Annotated in this window: 17 protein-coding genes; 6 read left to right on the top strand and 11 right to left on the bottom strand. The window is 68.7% G+C overall.

The features are described 5' to 3' along the window. Window positions 1–572 precede the first annotated feature (572 nt). From phoH2 to trhA, 3 genes are all read right to left on the bottom strand, one after another. The gene (phoH2, locus tag BN1186_RS05495; protein ID WP_040283184.1) at window positions 573–1919 is read right to left on the bottom strand and encodes an RNA 5'-3' helicase PhoH2; all 1347 of its coding nucleotides are present in this window, start codon (window positions 1917–1919) and stop codon (window positions 573–575) included. A 162-nt stretch (window positions 1920–2081) separates the two neighbouring features. Further along, window positions 2082–2927, bottom strand: coding sequence for a PIG-L deacetylase family protein (locus BN1186_RS05490; protein WP_074436942.1), 846 nt, complete (start codon window positions 2925–2927; stop codon window positions 2082–2084). Window positions 2928–2961: 34 nt separating this feature from the next. After that, window positions 2962–3684, bottom strand: coding sequence for a PAQR family membrane homeostasis protein TrhA (gene trhA, locus BN1186_RS05485; RefSeq protein ID WP_040283088.1), 723 nt, complete (start codon window positions 3682–3684; stop codon window positions 2962–2964). A gap of 277 nt (window positions 3685–3961) precedes the next feature. Between trhA and BN1186_RS05480 the strand changes: the two genes are divergently transcribed. Further along, window positions 3962–4762, top strand: coding sequence for an isoprenyl transferase (locus BN1186_RS05480; RefSeq protein WP_040283087.1), 801 nt, complete (start codon window positions 3962–3964; stop codon window positions 4760–4762). 26 nt (window positions 4763–4788) lie between these two features. Then, window positions 4789–5346, top strand: coding sequence for a DUF4245 domain-containing protein (locus BN1186_RS05475; protein ID WP_074436941.1), 558 nt, complete (start codon window positions 4789–4791; stop codon window positions 5344–5346). 6 nt (window positions 5347–5352) lie between these two features. Here BN1186_RS05475 and BN1186_RS05470 read toward each other — a convergent pair whose 3' ends face one another. Genes BN1186_RS05470 through BN1186_RS05460 form a run of 3 tightly spaced genes read right to left on the bottom strand, consistent with a single transcriptional unit; the run spans window position 5353 to window position 7566 of the window. Beyond that, the gene (locus BN1186_RS05470; RefSeq protein WP_040283086.1) at window positions 5353–5544 is read right to left on the bottom strand and encodes an exodeoxyribonuclease VII small subunit; all 192 of its coding nucleotides are present in this window, start codon (window positions 5542–5544) and stop codon (window positions 5353–5355) included. After that, the gene (gene xseA / locus BN1186_RS05465; RefSeq protein ID WP_052459828.1) at window positions 5537–6811 is read right to left on the bottom strand and encodes an exodeoxyribonuclease VII large subunit; all 1275 of its coding nucleotides are present in this window, start codon (window positions 6809–6811) and stop codon (window positions 5537–5539) included. Before xseA ends, BN1186_RS05470 begins: the two co-directional genes overlap by 8 nt. After that, window positions 6808–7566, bottom strand: coding sequence for a hypothetical protein (locus BN1186_RS05460; RefSeq protein ID WP_040283085.1), 759 nt, complete (start codon window positions 7564–7566; stop codon window positions 6808–6810). The genes xseA and BN1186_RS05460 overlap by 4 nt, the downstream gene beginning before the upstream one ends. Before the next feature lie 89 nt (window positions 7567–7655). On the opposite strand from BN1186_RS05460, the gene BN1186_RS05455 reads away from it, so the two are divergent. Continuing rightward, window positions 7656–8621 carry a 4-hydroxy-3-methylbut-2-enyl diphosphate reductase gene (locus BN1186_RS05455; protein WP_040283084.1) on the top strand — a complete coding sequence of 322 codons (966 nt, stop codon included), beginning with the start codon at window positions 7656–7658 and terminating at the stop codon, window positions 8619–8621. A gap of 58 nt (window positions 8622–8679) precedes the next feature. On the opposite strand, the gene ilvA is transcribed toward BN1186_RS05455, so the two are convergent. Next, entirely contained in the window at window positions 8680–9954 is a 1275-nt protein-coding gene (ilvA, locus tag BN1186_RS05450; protein WP_040283083.1) for a threonine ammonia-lyase IlvA, read from the bottom strand. Window positions 9955–9986: 32 nt separating this feature from the next. On the opposite strand from ilvA, the gene BN1186_RS05445 reads away from it, so the two are divergent. The 3 genes from BN1186_RS05445 to BN1186_RS05435 are packed head-to-tail and all read left to right on the top strand — an operon-like array spanning window position 9987 to window position 14334. Further along, window positions 9987–11474 carry a hypothetical protein gene (locus BN1186_RS05445; RefSeq protein ID WP_139650864.1) on the top strand — a complete coding sequence of 496 codons (1488 nt, stop codon included), beginning with the start codon at window positions 9987–9989 and terminating at the stop codon, window positions 11472–11474. Between the two features lie 51 nt (window positions 11475–11525). After that, complete coding sequence (locus tag BN1186_RS05440) at window positions 11526–13046, top strand: DNA recombination protein RmuC (RefSeq protein ID WP_052459827.1); 1521 nt, start codon at window positions 11526–11528, stop codon at window positions 13044–13046. 25 nt (window positions 13047–13071) lie between these two features. Continuing rightward, window positions 13072–14334 carry a M18 family aminopeptidase gene (locus tag BN1186_RS05435; RefSeq protein ID WP_139650862.1) on the top strand — a complete coding sequence of 421 codons (1263 nt, stop codon included), beginning with the start codon at window positions 13072–13074 and terminating at the stop codon, window positions 14332–14334. Window positions 14335–14472: 138 nt separating this feature from the next. Here the strand turns inward: BN1186_RS05435 and BN1186_RS05430 are convergent, their stop codons facing one another. Genes BN1186_RS05430 through BN1186_RS05415 form a run of 4 tightly spaced genes read right to left on the bottom strand, consistent with a single transcriptional unit; the run spans window position 14473 to window position 18306 of the window. Further along, window positions 14473–15339, bottom strand: coding sequence for an iron ABC transporter ATP-binding protein (locus BN1186_RS05430; RefSeq protein WP_074436940.1), 867 nt, complete (start codon window positions 15337–15339; stop codon window positions 14473–14475). Continuing rightward, window positions 15336–16331, bottom strand: coding sequence for an iron chelate uptake ABC transporter family permease subunit (locus BN1186_RS05425; protein ID WP_040283081.1), 996 nt, complete (start codon window positions 16329–16331; stop codon window positions 15336–15338). The genes BN1186_RS05430 and BN1186_RS05425 overlap by 4 nt, the downstream gene beginning before the upstream one ends. Beyond that, a complete protein-coding gene (locus tag BN1186_RS05420; protein WP_082031123.1) occupies window positions 16328–17347 on the bottom strand; it encodes an ABC transporter permease in 1020 nt (339 codons plus the stop codon). Before BN1186_RS05420 ends, BN1186_RS05425 begins: the two co-directional genes overlap by 4 nt. After that, entirely contained in the window at window positions 17344–18306 is a 963-nt protein-coding gene (locus BN1186_RS05415; RefSeq protein ID WP_040283080.1) for a siderophore ABC transporter substrate-binding protein, read from the bottom strand. Before BN1186_RS05415 ends, BN1186_RS05420 begins: the two co-directional genes overlap by 4 nt. Window positions 18307–18350: the final 44 nt, after the last annotated feature.

Here is an 18350-nt window from a genome sequence, read left to right as displayed (position 1 = left end):
GTCCCTGAGCGTGAGCGCCCGCGCGAACGACGAAGGGCCCCCGCAGCATGTCTAGCACCTCAGCCACAGCTTGGTGCCGCAGTCTCTGATGGGGGCCTTCGCCGCCCATGCCGAAGGCGGTCACACTGTGCTCACTGAGAGCCATGGTTGGGGTGACCGTCTTCGGCAACGCCCGACCCACCTTCTCAGGCCCCCATCAGACACTGCTTCACACGCTCAGGGCGGTGTGGGGTTGTTGCCGAAACCGTTGGCACTGCGGTTGCCGTCGTGTCCGGTGGCGGGGTGCTTCGAAGATGGTCGGCGTTGTCGGGCAACAACTACCTGGGTGGGGTCCGGGCTCGCGCGCGTACTTGCATCCCCCCGCCCCCGGCCACTCCTTGACGCTGAGGCCGACCACAGGTGCCGGGAGTAACTGTGAGCAAGCTCGGGGTTTGAGCCCTTCCCCACAGCGACCCGGGCGGTGGTGAGCCAGCAGAGAAACTGCGGGCCCTTTACTTCGACCTGTCCGGCGCTTCGCGTGGGGACGTGCTCAGCGCAAGCGTCGCCGCGGGGCGCGACGCTCAGGGGCCAGGTCAGGCGAGGGAGCCGACCTCGAGCAGGTCGGTGACCAATGCGGCGATCTGGGAGCGCTCGGAGCGGGTCAACGTGACGTGGGCGAACAGCGGGTTGCCCTTCAGCTTCTCGATCACCGCGACGACGCCGTCGTGGCGGCCCACCCGGAGGTTGTCGCGCTGGCCGACGTCGTGGGTGAGGACCACACGCGAGTTCTGGCCCACGCGGGAGAGCACCGTCAGCAGCACGTTGCGTTCCAGGGACTGGGCCTCGTCGACGATGATGAACGCGTCGTGCAGCGACCTGCCCCGGATGTGGGTCAGCGGGAGCACCTCGATCATGTCCTGGGCGAGCAGTTCGTCGATGACGTACTTGTTGGTCACGGCGGAGAGGGTGTCGAACACCGCCTGGCCCCAGGGGGCCATCTTTTCGTCCGCGGTGCCTGGGAGGTAGCCGAGTTCCTGCCCGCCCACGGCGTAGAGCGGGCGGAAGATCATCACCTTGTTGTACTTGCGCTGCTCCAGCACCGCGTCGAGGCCGGCGCACAGGGCGAGGGCCGACTTGCCGGTGCCGGCTCGCCCGCCGAGCGACACGATGCCGATCGAATCGTCCATCAGCAGCTCCAGCGCCACGCGCTGTTCGGCGGAGCGGCCGCGGATGCCGAAGACCTCCCGGTCGTTCCTGATCAGCCGCAGGTCACCGTCGGCCGTCTTGCGTGCCAGCGCCGATGAGCCGGGGGCGTTGACCACGACGCCGGAATGGGTGACGACGCCGTCAGCTGCCTCCGTGCTGAGCGCGCCGTCGGAGTAGAGCGCATGCACCTCGTCGGAGGTCACCTCGATCTCGGCCATCCCGGTGTTGCCGGTGTGGATGGCCATCTCGTTGCGGTACTCCTCGGCGGCCAGGCCCACGGCCGCGGCCTTCACCCGGAGCGGTAGATCCTTGGTGACCAGCACCACATCGTGGCCCTCGTTGGCGTAGTTGAGCGCGACGGCGAGGATGCGGGTGTCGTTATCGCCCAGTCTGAAGCCAGCGGGCAGGGAGGTGTCGTCAGTGTGGTTGAGCTCCACGCGCAGGTTGCCGCCCTGCTCATTGGTCTGGAGGGGAGTATCGAGGCGGCCGTGCTGCATGCGCAGGTCGTCGAGCAGCCTCAGTGCCGAGCGGGCGAAGTAGCCCAGTTCGGGATGGTGGCGCTTGGCCTCCAGCTCGGTGATCACCACGATGGGCAGCACCACGTTGTGCTCGGCGAAGCGGAGCATCGCCTTGGGATCAGAGAGGAGGACGGAGGTGTCGACGACGTACGTCCTGATGGTGGTGGAGGTGTGGGCAGCGGTGGGGGAAGTCTGCTGATCTGACAGGTTGAGCATCATGCTCCCTTTCGCGGGGGCCGCGCTCAGGCCTGCCCCCGTATGTGGTCAGGGGACCGGTGTGGCTGCGATGGAGTGGATCTCCATGCCCCGACGATAACCCGGGAGGGGACCTCATCGGGGCACAAATCACAAAGGTGTGGTGTGGAGTTCACCTGTTCGTCACCTAGCCAGGGCCCCGTCGTCGGTTCCTCCGCGCCAACGGTCCGGCCGCCGCGCCAACGTCCAGTTCTCCGCGCCGGAGCTGATTCGCGGAGCCTGCGATACATCGCAGGCGCCGAAAACCAGCTCTGACGCCGCGAATTCTGCGTTGGCGGAGAGAGTCTGTGCGTTGGCGCGGAGGGCAGGTGAGGGGCGACCGAGCAGGCGGAAGTTGACGCGGATCTCGCGGTCGCTGCGCTCGATGCTGCTGTACACCTGGGCCCTTGCCTGGGCCTTCACCGGGGTCTCAGGGTCCAGCACGGCGAGGTAGACGTCGTGCTCGGCGAAGGAGCGGACGGCGGCCTGGACGTCACCGTCCTCCACGAGGACGTGGTGCGTAGGCTCGGGGCCGTTCTCGAAGTGCCACAGGCTGCGCCCCTTCAGCGCCTCGAGCGTGGCCTCGCCGACGGCGATGTGGTCCGGCTGGTTGGGCAGGTCCGGAGCGCACTCCGGCCCCATGTAGGTGGTGATGACGACCTCGGCCGGGTGGGCGTCGATAGCTGCGCGGATGGCCTCGGCAAGGTTGGTGGTCTCGGAGAGCTTGCCGTCGGGCAGTCCCAGCCACACCAGTTGATCGACACCCACCTGGATGCCGGCCCGGCGCTGCTCCTCCTCGCGGAGGGGGCCCGCCTTGGCCGGGTCCATCCCCTCGATCCCGGCCTCACCGCTGGTGGCGAGGATGTAGGTGACCTTCTTGCCGACGCGGGTCCATTTGGCCACCGCGGCGGCCATCCCGTACTCCGGGTCATCGGGATGCGCGACGACGACGAGGGCGTGGTTCCAGTTCTCCGGGAAGAGCTCAGTCATGGTTGCGACCCTACCCGTGGCGGTCATCGACGCGTCAGAAGATGGCCAGGCCGATCGCGATGGCATGCAGCACTGCCGCGATGATGGTGCAGGCGTGGAACACCTCGTGGAAGCCGAACCATACGGGGGAGAAGTTGGGCCGCTTCAGGCCGTACGCCACGGCACCCAGGGTGTAGACCAGGCCGCCGGCCATGATGAGCAGGACGACGGCGGGGCCTCCGGTGGCCCAGAACTGTCCCAGCCAGCCGACAGCCGCCCAACCCATGCCCACGTAGAGCAGGGTGTAGAGCCACCTGGGGGCGGACAGCCAGAGGACGCGGAAGCCCACTCCAAGGACCGCGATGGACCAGATGAGGATCAGCAACGACCAGCGTGAGGTGCCCTCCAGCATCGTCAGCGTGAGGGGCGTGTAGGTGCCTGCGATGAACACGAAAATGTTGGAGTGGTCGACGCGCCTGAAGATGGCGTTGGCGCGGTCCGACCAGTTGCCGCGGTGGTAGGCGGCGCTGGTGCCGAAGAGTTGCACGGCGGCCAGCGTGTAGATGGCCGCGCCGATGCGGCTGGTGAGGTCTGGGGCGAAGGTGGTGAACGCCAGGCCCACGATGAAGATGATCGGCGACATGCCCAGGTGCAGCCAGCCGCGCAGCTTCGGCTTGTGGGCGTTGGCGGGCTGCTCCCGGATCGGTGCTTCGGCGGTGGGCTGAGCGGCCGAGGCCGGCTCTGCGGCCGCTGGCACAGCACTGGATGGCCTGGTCATATTCTTACCTACGCTTCCGTAACTTACGCATCCGTAGGTTACCGCTTCGAGGCCCACATGCCCAAGTCGAGGTCTCTGTGTGCCAGCGTCAGCGGATACCCGGGGTGTCAGAGATATCTCTACCAAATCCGGGGGTTGATGTGGATAATCCACACCTGGGGCCTTCCCCGGTAGAGATATGTATGGGGTCCCACCCTGGTGCCGCACTTCTTCGACCTGGGTCGCCGAGTACCGGAAGCTGCTCCGGTGCGTTGGGGCGATGCCCTAGGCTTCCCCTATGTCCTGGGTGAGCCGCCTCGTCGATCGGTTGTGGCCGCCCAGATGGCTCTACGCCACCTACGAGCGTTCGGTGTTGGGCAAGCTCGACAAGGGCTCCCTTCCGCACCATGTCGCGGTGCTGGCCGACGGAAACCGCCGCTGGGCCCGGATGAACGCCCCGGGTCAGCCCCTGGTGGCGGGCTACCGTGCGGGCGCGGCCAAGCTGATCGAGTTCGTCGAGTGGTGCGAGGACGCGGAGCTTGAGGTCATCACCTTGTGGGTGCTCAGCACGGACAACCTGAGCCGCGCGAATGAGGGCGAACTCGGACCGCTGCTCGACGTGATCGACCAACTCGTCGCCGATCTCGCGGCGCGCCAGAGGTGGCGCGTGAAGGTGGTGGGCGCGCTCGATCTGCTCGACGACGAGCGTGCCGCGTCGCTGCGGGCATCGTCGGACGCCACCGCGGGGATCGAGGGGATGGCGGTCAACGTCGCCGTGGCCTACGGAGGCAGGCACGAGTTGCGCGACGCCGTCCGGTCTCTCCTCGCCGAGAAGGCGGAGGTGGGGGCGCAACTGGGCGAGGTCGCCCGCACGCTTGAGATCGACGAGATCTCGGAGCATCTCTACACCAAGGGCCAGCCGGATCCGGATCTGATCATCCGCACCTCGGGCGAGCAGCGGCTCTCCGGCTTCCTCCTGTGGCAGTCCGCGCACAGCGAGTACTACTTCTGCGAGGCGCTCTGGCCGGACTTCCGCCGGGTGGACTTCGTGCGTGCGCTGCGCGCCTACACGCAGCGCGAGCGACGATTCGGGCGCTGAGGCGACCCGTCGGTAGGGTGGCGCGCATGGCTCGCAACCCCAATGCCCGCTCGAGGGACATGATCATCTCCCTGGCGGTCATTGCCATCCCGATCCTGCTGATCGTGTGGCTGTTCTCCTCCACTCCGGAGGACGAGGCCGAAGCCATCGACCTGGGGCCGTTCCTGAGCCGCGCTGAAGCGGAGTCGCCGTTTCCCGTGCTGATCGCCAGCGAGCCGGGTGAGGGCTGGCTGCCCGTGCGCGCCGCCTGGGCGCAGGAGGGCCAGCACTGGATCACCACCGAGCCCGCCGTCGGCAACTCCTGGCAGGTGGGCTACCTCTCACCCGAGGAGATCTACTACGGCGTGCTGCAACGCGACGCTTCCGGCGCAGAACTGATCCGCAGCGCCACGCGTGAAGGCAAACAGCTCGACGGTGGGGCGGCTGAGCTGGCCGGCCGGGACTGGACCCGCTACGAGAGCCCGGACGGCCGCACCCGCAGCCTCGTCAACGAGCAGGGCGATGTCACGACGGTGGTTTCCGCAGACACCGACTTCGCCGAGCTGGAGGCCTTCACCTCGACGCTGGTGGAAGCCGGCGCCTGACCGCGGCTACTCCTCGCGGGCCTTGGCCACCTGCTCCTTGGCGCCGTCGAGGAACTCCTGGCAGATCTTCGCCAGTTCCTCACCACGCTTCCACAGCTCCATCGAATCCGCCAGCGATGCGCCGCCGGACTCGAGCTTGCCCACCACGGCGACCAACTCGTCGCGGGCGGCCTCGTAGGTCAGTTTCTCGTCAGCCATCGGTGGGGTTCCCTTCGGTGCCGGGTTCGTTGTGCGGCGCTGCGCCGGACGGCGCCTTCTGTGTGATGGTGGCCACGTCGAGGCTCAGCTGGCCATCGGCGAGGTAGGCGTGGATGCGGGCGCCGACGGTGGTGTCGGCGATGCTGGAGACCGAGGTGTGCGCGTCGTCGACGAGGACCGCGTAGCCACGCTCAAGCGTGCGTTTGGGGGAGAGGGCGCGCACGGTGCTGACGGCGGAGCGGAGGTCAGACTCCTCGTCGCGCAGCCGCCTGTCGATGGCGTTGCCGAGCCTGTGCCGAAGGAGCGAGAGCCTGTCGTAGTGGGCGGCGAACGCGCTCGTGGGGTCCACCATGACGGGCCTGGAACGGTAGGCGTCGAGGAATTGCTGCTGGCGGGTGAGGACGCCGTCGATGGCGCGATGCAGCCGCGCCACCGCCTGCTCGACGCCGGCGACCTCGGCGGCGTGATCCGGCACCACCCGCTTGGCCGCGTCTGTGGGGGTGGAGGCCCTCACGTCCGCCACGAAGTCCACCAGCGGGAAGTCGCGTTCGTGCCCGATGGCGGTGATCACCGGTGTGCGGGCGGCGTGCACTGCGCGGACGAGCCCCTCGTCGGAGAAGCTCAGCAGATCCTCGAGCGAGCCGCCGCCGCGCGCGATGATGATGACCTCCACCTCCGGATCCGCCTCGAGGGCAGCCAACGCAGTCATGACGGATTCGGCGGAGTTGGCACCCTGCACCAGCGCGTGACGGGTGCGGATCACGGCGCCGGGCCAGCGTTGCTCCACGTTGGTGAGCACGTCGCGCTCCGCGTCGGAGTTCTTGCCCGTCACCAGGCCGATGACGCGGGGAAGGATGGGGAGCCGCCTCTTGTGGTGGGGTTCGAACAGGCCCTCAGCCTGGAGCTTGCGCTTGAGCTGCTCGAGGCGTGCCAGCAACCTGCCTTCGCCCGCGACGCGCAACTCGAGGCACTCGTAACTCAGCGACGAGTTGCGGTCCCAGACGCGGGGCTTGATCCGGGCGACGACGCTGGACCCCTCAGGGATGGGGCCCGCGGCATCCAGCACGAGGGTGGAGGCGGTGACCTGGCAGGACATATCGGCCCGCCGGTCACGGAAGGTCATGAACTGCGTGGGCGCGTTGCGGCGCTTGATCTCCACCACCTGCGCGTCCACCCAGATCTCGCCGCAGCGGTTCACCCAGTCTTTCACCGCCCCGATGACGCGCCCGAGCGGCTGTGGCTCTTCGGGGGAGCTGGTCAACGTCATGCGTTGTTGTCCCAGGTGCCGGCGTTGACCGTGGCGTAGAACGTGCCGTGGATCACGTTGCCGGGCTCGACGGGGTGCTCCATCGGGACGGCGATCGTCAGGTCCACGGTGGAGGAGGCCCTCACATACTGGAAGTTGACCTCACTCAACTCGTTGCGGCGGACCTCGACGCTTTCGACGACCGCGCCCATCAGCAGCGTCGGTGTGGCCTCCTCGACGGTGAGCGAAGCGGCCTGCAGGCCCATGAGGGCCGGCGACGCCATCGACTTGGGCTCCATCAGCATGGGCCCCACCCGCGCCGAATCCGACGCGGTGAACGCGGCCTCGTCCTCGAAGACCTCCACCTCCATCGCCAGCGCCCCCACCTGCAGGGCCTGGATGATGGAGAAGCCGCCGCCGGGGCCGAGATCGTGCTGTTCGTAGGCGATGGGATCGTCGACCATCGCCAGGAACTGCGTCATCAGCTTCCCGTCCTCGCCGGGAGAGTAGAGGGCGACGCGGGCCAGGACGTCCGTGAAGCGGATCACCTGCGCCCGGTACGTGGTCTCGGACCGCAGGCCGGCCGACACGTTGGCCGCCTGCCCCTTGCGCTGCAGGAACGCCAGGCGCGCGCCGCTGGGGTCGCTGTAGGCGCCGATGAGGGCGAACCCCGGTGCGGTGTTGACGCCCCTGACCCCACCGTCGAACGCGGCCTTGATGAGCGCGTCCATGTCCTTGAAGTCGAAGCCGACGGCGTGGAGTTGCGGTGATTTCATGGCTCAAGGCTACCGGGAGGCACCGACAAAGTTCCGTGGGCGGAGCGTGGGCTTTCGGGCCTCCCGGGGCGGGCACCTAGACTGAGGGCATGACTGCCACCAAACGAGTCGTTGTCGCCGCTCCCCGTGGATACTGCGCGGGAGTCGACCGCGCCGTGATCACCGTCGAGAAGGCGCTGGACCTCTACGGCGCGCCCGTGTACGTGCGCAAGGAGATCGTGCACAACCGGCATGTGGTCGAGGACCTGCAGGCCCGCGGCGCGATCTTCGTCGAGGAACTCGAGGAGGTGCCTGAGGGCTCGACGGTGGTGTTCTCCGCCCACGGCGTCTCGCCCGCGGTGAAGTCCGAGGCGGCTGACCGTGGCCTCAAGACCATTGACGCCACCTGCCCGCTGGTCACCAAGGTGCACCACGAGGCCAAGCGCTTCGCGTCCGAGGGCAAGACCATCCTCCTGATCGGCCACGAGGGCCACGAAGAGGTCGACGGTACCCGCGGCCACGCGCCCGAGCAGACCATCCTGGTGGAGCACCCGGATGACGTGGCCGGGGTGGAGGTGCCCGAAGGCACCGAGGTCGCCTGGCTGTCGCAGACCACGCTGTCTGTCGACGAGACCATGGAGACGGTGGGGCTGCTGCGTCAGAAGTTCCCGCTGCTGATGGACCCGCCGTCGGACGACATCTGCTACGCCACCCAGAACCGGCAGCTCGCCGTCAAGCAGATCGCCGGCAAGGACTGCGACCTGATGATCGTGGTGGGCTCGGCCAACTCGTCGAACTCTGTGCGCCTCGTTGAGGTGGCTCTGGAGGCGGGCGCCAAGGCCGCGCACCGCGTCGACAACTACACCGAGATCCAGCCCGAATGGCTCGACGGCGTGGAGTCCGTGGGCGTGACCTCAGGTGCCTCGGTGCCTGATGATCTGGTGCAGGGCGTGCTGAAGTTCCTGGAGTCGAAGGGCTATCCGGTGGCGGTGGAGGAGCGCCTGACGGAGGAGACGCTGCAGTTCGCGCTGCCGCCGGAGCTCCGCAAGGATCTCCGCCGCGCCGTCAAGCACTGAGTCGACGGTTTCGACGCGCCTGCGGTCCGTTCCCCGGACGCAGCCGGCTCAACCAGCGTCAGACGAGGAAGGTGAAGTACGGGGAGTCGTAGGCGACCTCTTCGGCCTTCATGCCGCACTCGTCGATGCGTTCCAGCAGGAAGCGGTAATCCCCGGGGTGCCCCAACTCGACGCCCACCAACGCCGGGCCGGTCTCCTTGTTGGTGCGCTTGACGTACTCGAAATAGGTGATGTCGTCCTCGGGGCCCAGCACTGAATCGAGGAACATCCGCAGCGCGCCCGGCTGCTGCGGGAACTCCACCATGAAGTAGCGCTTGCGGCCTTCATGGATCAGTGAGCGCTCCACGACGTCGGCGTAGCGCGACACGTCGTTGTTGCCGCCGCTGACCACCACGAGCACCCGCGACCCCGTGGGGATCTGCACCCGCTGCCCCACGCCGCCGGTCGGGAGGGCGGCCGTCGCGAGGGCGCCGGCGGGCTCGGCGATGATGCCGTCGGTCTGGTACATGTCCAGCATCTCGGTGCAGATCTGGCCCTCGGGCACGCGGGCCAGTTCGAGGTGCGCCTCCCGGATGGCCTGGAACGTGAACTCGCCCGCTCTGCGGACGGCGGCGCCGTCGACGAACGTGTCGATGGAGGTGAGCGTCACCGGGCGACCGGCGGAGATGGCGGCGGCCATGCAGGGCGCCCCCTCGGGTTCGACGCCGATGATCCGCACCTCGGGGTGTACGGCCCGCAGCCACGCGGCGCAACCGGCCATCAGGCCGCCGCCGCCGACGGGCAGCACCACGACGTCGGGCACGAAACCGAGCTGGTCGAAGGCCTCGACGATGAGCGTGGCCTGCCCGGCCGCCGTGCGGGGGTCGTTGAAGGCGGGGACGAGCACCATGCCTTCGCCCGCCAGGCGGACCGCCTCGTCCGAGGCCTCGTCGTAGGTGGCGCCGTGGAGGACGAGGTCGACGAATTGGCCGCCGATCTTCTGGATGCGGTCGCGCTTCTGCCGCGGTGTGGGGTGGGGGACCACGACGGTGGCGTGGATGCCCAGCGCGGCTGCGGAGTAGGCGACCCCCTGGCCGTGGTTGCCGGCCGAGGCGCACACCACGCCGGCCTTCTTCTCCTCGTCGTTGAGCTGGCTCATGAGGTTGTAGGCCCCGCGCAGCTTGTAGGAGCGCACCGGCTGGAGGTCTTCGCGCTTGAGCCAGATCTCCGAACCCGTGGCGGCGGTCAGCCGTTGGTTGAGCTGCACCGGCGTCGGCACCGCGACCCCGGCGAGGCGCTCGACGGCGTCGGGAATGGATTCGGCAAGGTCGGCCAAGGTGCTCACCCGCCCCATTGTAGGAGCCCCGTGACTGGCAGGATGGCTGCATGTCGTCGACCCCGTCTCCCGCCGGCGCACCGCGCGACGACTCTCCATTCCAGCGGCCAGGCGCCGAGCCGGGGCCGCAGAGGGCGACCGTACCCGGCAGCACCGCGGACGAGGGGATGCCCACACCCACGGGATACGTACTGCAGAGCTCCGTGGCGCCCGAGCCCGATGAGCAGGCCGACGGAGATGAGGCGGCGCCTGAGCCGGGCCGACGGTGGCAACCCGGGGTGCTGTTCGCCGCGGTGCTGGCCGGGGTCGTGCTCCTGGGCGCGGGCTGGCTCGTCTACTCCCGCTCCCCTGAACCTGCCCCGCCCTCGCCGACGCTGATCCTGCAACCCCCGCCATCGGGGTTGAATGAGGACCTCGAACCGCCCCATGGCGACGCAGGTTTTGAGACCGCCGCGCCCGTGTGGCCGGAGGTCCCGCCGGCGGTGCCGGATCTGTCGCGGACGGTGGTGCTGGCGGGCGAGGACCCCATCGTCGCGCGGGTCTCCCAGAGCACGGCGCTGGTGCTGGTGGGAGGCCGGCTGAGCTACCTGAACCTCTCTGAGGGGACGGTCAACTGGGACGCGCCGGCGGAGGGCCGGTTCGCGAGTTCGCCGGGATCCGGTGCGGTGGTGCAGGTGGCCCCGGACGGGGAGGCCGTCAGCCGCGTCGCACTGACGGGCGACGAGCTGTCCCGCGGGACCATCACCGGCAGGCCGGCGCTCTGCGGGGACCTCCTCCTCGACATCGGCGAGTCCAGCGTCGACGCCTACCAGGCGGGGGAACTCGGCGAAAAGCTCTGGAGCCTTCCCCTCGACGAGGGGGCGGCGGCCACGCTGGACGCACCGCACCTGGACTGCTGGCAACGGGGGCGCTGGTGGTACGTCGGGGACCGGCCACAGTACGGCCTCCGCGTGGCTCCGGCCACCCCCGAGGTGCGTCCGGTCCGGGGCTGGGAGACGGAGACGGTCCGGGTGGAGGCCGACGGCGAGCTCACCGCCATCATCGGCCCGGCTGGCCAGAGCCTCTATCCGGGAGAGGTGGTCGCCGTCGCGGAAGCCGGTCAGGTGGTGGCCACGGTGCACCACCCGGCCGACGGCGCCCCTGTGCTGCGCGGCAGTTCCACGCAGGACGGCACCGAGTTCTGGAGCGTGCCTGCCGGCGGCATCACGCACCTCTTCAGCGCGGGCGGGCACCTGTTCGGCTGGGACGGCGAGACGCTGCGCAGCATCGATCCGGCCACCGGAGAATCCAACATCGATCTGAACGCCGACACGGGAGAGTCCGCCTGGGGAACGGGCGACCACGTCGCTGCCGATGCCCATGGCAACCTGTGCAGCTACAGCTCCAGTGATCCTGTCGGCCTCGGGGAGATCCGCGTGGCGTGCGCCACCGGGGATCAAGCGGAAGACTGGGCGTTGCGGCTGCCGGGCGGGCGCCTCCGCAACATCGACGGCATCTGGGTGGTGGAGCACGGCTCCGAGGTGGAGGTGTTCCAGTGACTGCGGAGTGGGACACCGAAATTGTCTGAGCCCCCTGATTAGCTGGAACACATGGAAGCACTCGCAGTTCTCCTGGCCCTTCTCGCCCTCATCCTCGGGGCGGTGGGCGGCTACCTCTACGGCCGCCGCAGCACCGCCGCCGCGGGGGAGGACGACGCCGCAGCACGGGAGCAGGAGCGTCGTCAGCTGATGCAGGCGCGCGACGATTCGGCGCAGGCCCGCGCGGACGCCAGCCGGGCCCGCGAGGAGGCGGCCATGGCCAAGGCGGAGATCGCCCAGGTGCTGGCGGACAAGGCCGAGCTCCGTGCCGTCGCCGCTGACGCGCAGCGCATGGTGGCGGAGGCCCAGGGGGAGACGGCCAAGGTGCAGGCCCTCGTGGCCGCCACCGCCGCGGAGCGCGATGCTGCGGTGCAGAAGGCCGCCGAGCAGGCAGCAGACCGTGAGGTGCTGCTCAACCAGTTCAAGGTGATGAGCTCGGAGTCGTTGGAGAAGCAGGGCAGGGCAGCGGATGAGGTGGCCCAGCAGCGGATGCAGGCCACCGAGCAGCTCGTCGCGCCGCTGGCGGACGGGCTGCGGCAGATGCAGGAGAAGCTGCAGCTCGTGGAGAAGGACAGGGTGCGGATGGCCGCGGAGCTGTCTGAGCAGGTCAACAGCGTGCGCCAGTCCGGGGAGGCCATCCGCCGCGAGACCCTCAGCCTCAGCAACGCGCTGCGCACCCCGCAGGTGCGGGGAGCGTGGGGGGAGCGCAGCCTCAAGCGCATCGTCGAGATCTCCGGCCTCACGGAGCGCTGTGACTTCGACACCCAGCACACCTACACCTCGGAGGATGGCCTGTTCCGTCCGGATCTGCGGGTCAACCTGCCCGCTGGGAAGGTGATCTTCGTCGACGCGAAGGTGCCGCTCGCCGCCGTGCTCGAGGCCTACAACACTGAAGACGAGGCGTTGCAGAAGACGCACTTCGCCACGTTCGCCAAGCACGTGCGCACCCACATCGACCAGCTCTCCGGCAAGAACTACTGGCAGCTTGATCTGGGCTCCCCGGAGTTCGTGGTGCTGTACCTGCCGTCGGACGAGTTCTACCGCCTGGCGATGGAACAGATGCCGGATCTGCACGAGTACGCCACCCGCAAGCACGTCGTCCTCGCCTCGCCCGGGCTGCTCATCCCGCAGTTGCAGATCGTCGCCAACGGCTGGAAGCAGGTTGCGCTGGCGGAGACCGCAGGCGAGATCTCCAAGCTGGGCCGGGAACTCTACGAGCGTCTCGCCACCCTGGGCCAGCACTTCGACAAGCTGGGTCGTTCGCTCGGCAGCGCCGTGACGAACTACAACAAGGCCGTCAGTTCGTTGGAGAGCCGCGTGATGGTCACAGCGCGCAAGTTCCGCGAGTACGAGGTGAGCTCGGAGGAACTCGCCGAGCTCAGCGGCGTCGACGCCACCACCAAGCAGGTCACGGTGCCGGAGATGATCGAGTACGACGAACTGCGCCAGTTGGAGCGGGAGGCGCTCACCCCCGATGCGGCGTTCCCCGAGCCGGAGGTGCGCCAGCTACCCCGCCGCACCGACGCGGGCTGAGCAGCCTGCAGCTATGTTGGTCCCCATGCTCAACACCGCCCAGGAACACATCACAGATCTCGCAGATTTCGTCGTCGCCTCACCCACCAGCTACCACGCGGCTGACGCACTGGCCGCCCGGCTGCGTGCGGCCGGCTTCGAGGAACTGGACCCCCGCCGCCCGTTCAGCGGGGTCTCCGGCAAGCGGTTCGTGCAGCGCGAGGGCGCAGTGGTGGCCTGGACGGCCCCCGAGAAGTTGGGTGAGGACGCGGCGTTCCGCATCGTCGGCACCCACACGGATTCGCCGTCGTTCAAGCTCAAGCCGGGTGACCTGATCCGCAGTGCGGGCTGGGTGCAGGTGGGCGTGGAGGTCTACGGCGGGCCGCTGCTCAACTCCTGGCTGGACCGGGACCTCGGCATCGCCGGGCGCATCGTCACCCGCGACGGCCGCAGCCACCTGGTGCGCAGCGGCGCGATCGCGCGCATCCCGCAGTTGGCCATCCACCTCGACCGTGGGGCCAACGAGGCGCTGAAACTGGACAGGCAGCAGCACATGCAGCCTGTGGTTGCAGTCGACCTGAGGCGCCCCGTCCTCACGCACCTGGCGGAGGAGGCCGGCATCGCGGCGGAGGACGTCGCCTTCCACGATCTGTACCTGTTCGATACCCAGCGCCCCGCCGTGATCGGCGCCGAGGGTGAGTTCTTCGCCTCGGCGCGTCTCGACAACCTGTCGTCGACGCACGCCGGCCTCACCGCCATGGAGTCGCTGGAGGTGGGCTCGGATGTCGCCATCCTGGTGGCGTTCGACCATGAGGAAGTGGGATCGGCCACCACCACCGGCGCCGGCGGCCCCATCCTGCAGGACGTGCTGGAACGGATCGCCGCCGGGTCCGGCCTGAACCTCGACGCGACGCGCGCCATGTTCGCCCGCTCCTCCTGCATCTCGGCGGATTCGGGTCACCTGGTGCACCCCAACTACGTCAACTTCCACGACCCGATGAACCACCCGCAGGCCAACCGTGGCCCGCTGCTGAAGCTCAACGCCAACCAGCGCTACGCCACCGATGCGACAGGTGCGGCCATCTGGCTGGAGGCGTGCGCGAAGGCGGAGGTGCCCACGCAGCCGTTCGTCTCGAACAACGCCATGCCCTGCGGCTCCACCATCGGCCCCATCACCGCCACCCGTCTGGGAATCACCACCGTCGACGTGGGCATCGGGCTGCTGAGCATGCACTCCGCCCGGGAGATGTGTGGGGTGGAGGACGCCTGGCTCCTGGCCCGCGCACTCGGGGCGTACCTGGCCGGCTGACAGCAGTTGCAGCGCCCGCAGCGTGACTGTGGCCTTCGCCTCGGCGGTTGGGGTGTCAGATCGGCTGCGGGGGCCCTTCATCGTCTCGCGGGCGCGACGCTCACGGACCAGGATGGCCTGGACCCCTGTGCGTATTTCTCAGCCGGCGTTGAGTTGTCCCAGGGTCACCGGCACAGGGCCGGTGACCTGCCGGTCCAGGCAGCAGTGGTCGCGCTGCGACGAGTTGCAGTTGCCGCACGTGGGCACCGGCAGGTAGAAGTGCGCGATGGGGCGGCCGCGGAACTCGGTGACCTCGATGTCCAGGTCGAAGACCTCGTGCAGCAGCGCAGGCCGCACGATCTCGTTCGGTGACCCGACGGCGTGGATCCGGCCGTGCTTCATGGCGACGATCTGGTCCGCCCAGCAGCTGGCGTAGTTGATGTCGTGCACCACGATGACGACGGTCTTGCCCAACTCATCGGCGGCACGGCGTAGCGTCTGCAGCATCCCGTGAGCGTGCGAGACGTCCAGGTTGTTGAGCGGCTCGTCGAGCAGCAGGTACTCGGTGTCCTGCGCCAGCACCATGGCGACGAAGGCGCGCTGCCGCTGGCCGCCGCTCATCTCGTCGAGGAAGCGGTCCCGCAGGTCGTCGAGGCCCATCCAGCCGATGGCCTGATCGATCGCCTCACGGTCGGCCTGCGTGTGGCGGCCGCCGCTGTGTGGGTAGCGCCCGAAGCCCACCAGATCGGTGACGGTGAGGCGCGACTGCACGTCGTTGTTCTGCCGCAGGATGGCCAGCCGCTTGGCCAGCTCGCGGGAATCCGCGTTCGCCACGTCGAGGTTGCCGACGCTGATCTCGCCCGCGTCGGCGCCCAGCAGACGCGCAATCATCGACAGCAGGGTGGACTTGCCCGCTCCGTTGGCGCCCACGATGGCGGTGAGGCCGCCGGTGGGCAGCGAGACCGTCACGTCGTCGACGACGACGGACTTGCCGTAGCGCTTGGTGACGTCCTTGACCTGGATCATGAGCGTGCAGCCTTCCTGATGACGAGCCAGATGAACGCGATGCCTCCGGCGAATTCAATGATGACGGACAGCACCGTGCCCAGCCCGAACACCTGCTCCAGGATGGCCTGCCCAGCCACGATGACCGCCACTCCGAGGAGCCCGGCCATCGGCATGATGTAGGCGTGTTTTCCCGTCCCGGCGATCTGGTAGGCGACCGCCGCCACGATGAGCCCGAGGAACGTGATGGGTCCCACCAGCGCCGTCGAGACCGACACCAGCAGGGTCGCCACGAGCAGCACTGAACGCACGATGCGGTGGTAGGGGACGCCCAGCGACACGGCCGTCTCCCGGCCCAGCGTCAGCACGTCGAGCGTGTTGCGCTGGCGCCACAGCCACCAACTGCACACCGCGACGACGGCGCCGCCGATGCCGATGAGTTCCGGGTTGACGGCGTTGAACGAGGCGAAGAGGTTGCCTTGCAGCACCAGGTAGCTCGTCGGGTCGAGCACGCGGCTGATCAGCGACGAGAACGAGCGCAGGATCGAGCCCAGCACCAAGCCCGCCAGCACCACGAGATAGACCGAGCGGCCCTTCTTCCCGAACAGCAGGCCCGTGAGCGCCATGGCCGCGGCGAGCATGATGGCCACGATGATGGCGAACATGGCGTAGGGGCCGATGGTGGAGACGAAGCTGACGCCCAGCAGGAAGATCAGCCCGGTCTGGATGAACGCGTACAGCGCGTCGAGACCCAGGATCGACGGGGTGAGCAGCCGGTTGTTGGTCACCGTCTGGAACGCCACCGTCGCCACTCCCGTGGCCCAGCCCACCAGCGCCATCGCAGCGAGTTTGCGGCCACGGAAGGGGATGATGAATTCGAGGGCGCCTGCGGCGTTGAGGGTGAGAAACGCGACGGCGGCCAGGGCACACACCGCCAGCGCCAGCCAGAGGCGAGCGCCGGGGGAGAGGCTGCGTCGGGCCTTGGTGTCGGGGTGGAACGCGACGGCGGTCATCGGGCGGTCCTCAGCCTTCCGGTGAGCAGGAGCGTGAGGAAGATGACCCCACCGAGGACGCCGGAGATGGTGCCGACGGGGATCTCGTAGGGGTGGTTGATGGTGCGGGCGAGGAGGTCGCAGATGAGCACGAAACCGGCGCCTGCCAGGGCGGTCCAGGCGATGTTGCGGCGGAGGTTGTCGCCGCGCCACATCGCGATGAGGTTGGGGATGATCAGGCCGACGAAGCCGATGGCGCCCACCACCACGAGCGTGACGGCGGAGGCCACCGCCACCAGGCCGAGGCCGAGGTTGAGGGTGGTCTTGTAGGACAGGCCCAGCGAGGTGGCCTGCTCCTCGCCGAGGGAGGCCACGGTGAAGCGGTCGGCGAACAGCCACAGCACCACGCCGACGATGGCCAGCAACCACAGGAGCTCGTAGCGGCCGCGCAGCACGCCGGAGAAGTCGCCCTGCATCCAGATGCCGAGGCTCTGGAGCAGGTCGAACTGGTAGGCGACGAACGTGGTGCCGGCGGAAATGACGCCGGCGAGCATGATGCCCACCAGGGGGACGGCGACGATGGGCGCGCGCGGTGGCAGGGCACGGATGAGGCGCACGAACAGGGCCGTGCCGGCCAGGGCCGTGACCACGGCGATGAGCATCTTCACCCACAGCGGCGCGGCGGGGAAGATCATCACCGCGATGAGAATGCCCACGCCGGCGGATTCGGAGGTCCCCACCGTCGTCGGCTCGACGAAGCGGTTGCGCACCAGCAGCTGCATCAGCAGCCCGGACAGCGCCAGCGAGGCGCCGGCCAGGAGGACGGCGACGGTGCGGGGGATGCGGGAGGCGAACAGGTTGAGGCGCTGCTGTTCGGTTGCTCCGCCGGAGATGAAGTCCCAGGGGGAGAGGTCGGCCACGCCCACGAACAGCGAGACGGCTGCCAGCGCCAACAGCGCGGCGAGCCCGCCGGCCCACCCCCCGGAGAGGGGGCGGCCGGCGGGCTTGTGCGTGGCGCGCGTGGCGGTGAGGGTCACAGCTCGTTGGCGACCTGGTTGATCATTTCGACGGCGCTGTCGACGCCGTGGATGAGGATGTACCAGCGCTGGCCATCGAGGTAGACGATGTCCTGGTTCTTCCAGGCGGTGGTGGTGGCCATCAGTTCGTTGTCGAGCACCTGCTCGGCCGCGGTGCCCTCCTCGCCGATGGCGGCGTCGCGGTCCACCACGAACAGCAGATCGGGGTTGGCCTGCTGGATGGCTTCGAAGGAGATGGCGTCGCCGTGGGCCTCAGCCTCGACGTCGGAGATCGTGGGCTCGAAGCCCAGATCATCGAAGATGGCGTTGTAGCGCGACTGGGTGCCGTGCACCGAGACCTTGCCGCCGGAGGTCATCAGCACCATGGCGTTCTTGTCCGTGGGGACCTTGCCCTTGGCCGCAGCGATGGCGTCCTCGAGTTCCTTGAGCTCAGTCTCGGCCTTCTCCTCGGTGCCGGTCGCCTCGGCGAGGATCTCAGTGGCGTAGGCGACGCCGTCGTAGAAGCCCTCGGCGTAGTCGTAGGTGATGTCGACGGTGGGGGCGATCTTGTTCAGCTCGGGCACGTGCTTGGCGGAGCGGAAGCCGGCCACGATGAGATCGGGCTGCAGGGCGGCGATGGCCTCGAAGTTGGGCTCCTGGAGGGTGCCGACGTCGGTGGTGTTGTCGCCGGCGTAGGCGCTGACGGCCTCCGGCACGTTGGTGGCCTTGGGCACGCCGACGACGGATTCCGCGACGCCGAGGGCGCCGAGCGTGTCGAGGCTGCCCCAGTCGAGGACGACGATCTTGCTGGCCGGGCCGTTGAGCTCGACGGTGCCCTGAGTGTGGTCGACGGAGATGGCTTCGGCGGCGGGGGAGGTGGCGCCGTCGGTGCCGGGTTCTGTATCGGGGTTGCCGCACGCGGTGAGCGCGAGGGCGCCTGCAGCCGCGGTGGCGGCGAGGATGCGCAGGGTCTGTTTCATCGGGATCTTTCCGTAGTAGGTGTCGTGTCGCGACTTAGGTAAGC

This window comes from Tessaracoccus massiliensis (assembly GCF_000826065.2).
Taxonomy (GTDB): Bacteria; Actinomycetota; Actinomycetes; order Propionibacteriales; family Propionibacteriaceae; genus Arachnia; species Arachnia massiliensis_A.
This window is presented reverse-complemented; position numbering and strand designations above follow the sequence as displayed.

Coding starts and splice junctions, on each gene's coding strand:
- phoH2 (WP_040283184.1), bottom strand. CDS start 1,919: ATGCTCAACCTGTCAGATCAGCAGACTTCCCCCACCGCTGCCCACACC.
- BN1186_RS05490 (WP_074436942.1), bottom strand. CDS start 2,927: ATGACTGAGCTCTTCCCGGAGAACTGGAACCACGCCCTCGTCGTCGTC.
- trhA (WP_040283088.1), bottom strand. CDS start 3,684: ATGACCAGGCCATCCAGTGCTGTGCCAGCGGCCGCAGAGCCGGCCTCG.
- BN1186_RS05480 (WP_040283087.1), top strand. CDS start 3,962: ATGTCCTGGGTGAGCCGCCTCGTCGATCGGTTGTGGCCGCCCAGATGG.
- BN1186_RS05475 (WP_074436941.1), top strand. CDS start 4,789: ATGGCTCGCAACCCCAATGCCCGCTCGAGGGACATGATCATCTCCCTG.
- BN1186_RS05470 (WP_040283086.1), bottom strand. CDS start 5,544: ATGGCTGACGAGAAACTGACCTACGAGGCCGCCCGCGACGAGTTGGTC.
- xseA (WP_052459828.1), bottom strand. CDS start 6,811: ATGACGTTGACCAGCTCCCCCGAAGAGCCACAGCCGCTCGGGCGCGTC.
- BN1186_RS05460 (WP_040283085.1), bottom strand. CDS start 7,566: ATGAAATCACCGCAACTCCACGCCGTCGGCTTCGACTTCAAGGACATG.
- BN1186_RS05455 (WP_040283084.1), top strand. CDS start 7,656: ATGACTGCCACCAAACGAGTCGTTGTCGCCGCTCCCCGTGGATACTGC.
- ilvA (WP_040283083.1), bottom strand. CDS start 9,954: ATGGGGCGGGTGAGCACCTTGGCCGACCTTGCCGAATCCATTCCCGAC.
- BN1186_RS05445 (WP_139650864.1), top strand. CDS start 9,987: ATGTCGTCGACCCCGTCTCCCGCCGGCGCACCGCGCGACGACTCTCCA.
- BN1186_RS05440 (WP_052459827.1), top strand. CDS start 11,526: ATGGAAGCACTCGCAGTTCTCCTGGCCCTTCTCGCCCTCATCCTCGGG.
- BN1186_RS05435 (WP_139650862.1), top strand. CDS start 13,072: ATGCTCAACACCGCCCAGGAACACATCACAGATCTCGCAGATTTCGTC.
- BN1186_RS05430 (WP_074436940.1), bottom strand. CDS start 15,339: ATGATCCAGGTCAAGGACGTCACCAAGCGCTACGGCAAGTCCGTCGTC.
- BN1186_RS05425 (WP_040283081.1), bottom strand. CDS start 16,331: ATGACCGCCGTCGCGTTCCACCCCGACACCAAGGCCCGACGCAGCCTC.
- BN1186_RS05415 (WP_040283080.1), bottom strand. CDS start 18,306: ATGAAACAGACCCTGCGCATCCTCGCCGCCACCGCGGCTGCAGGCGCC.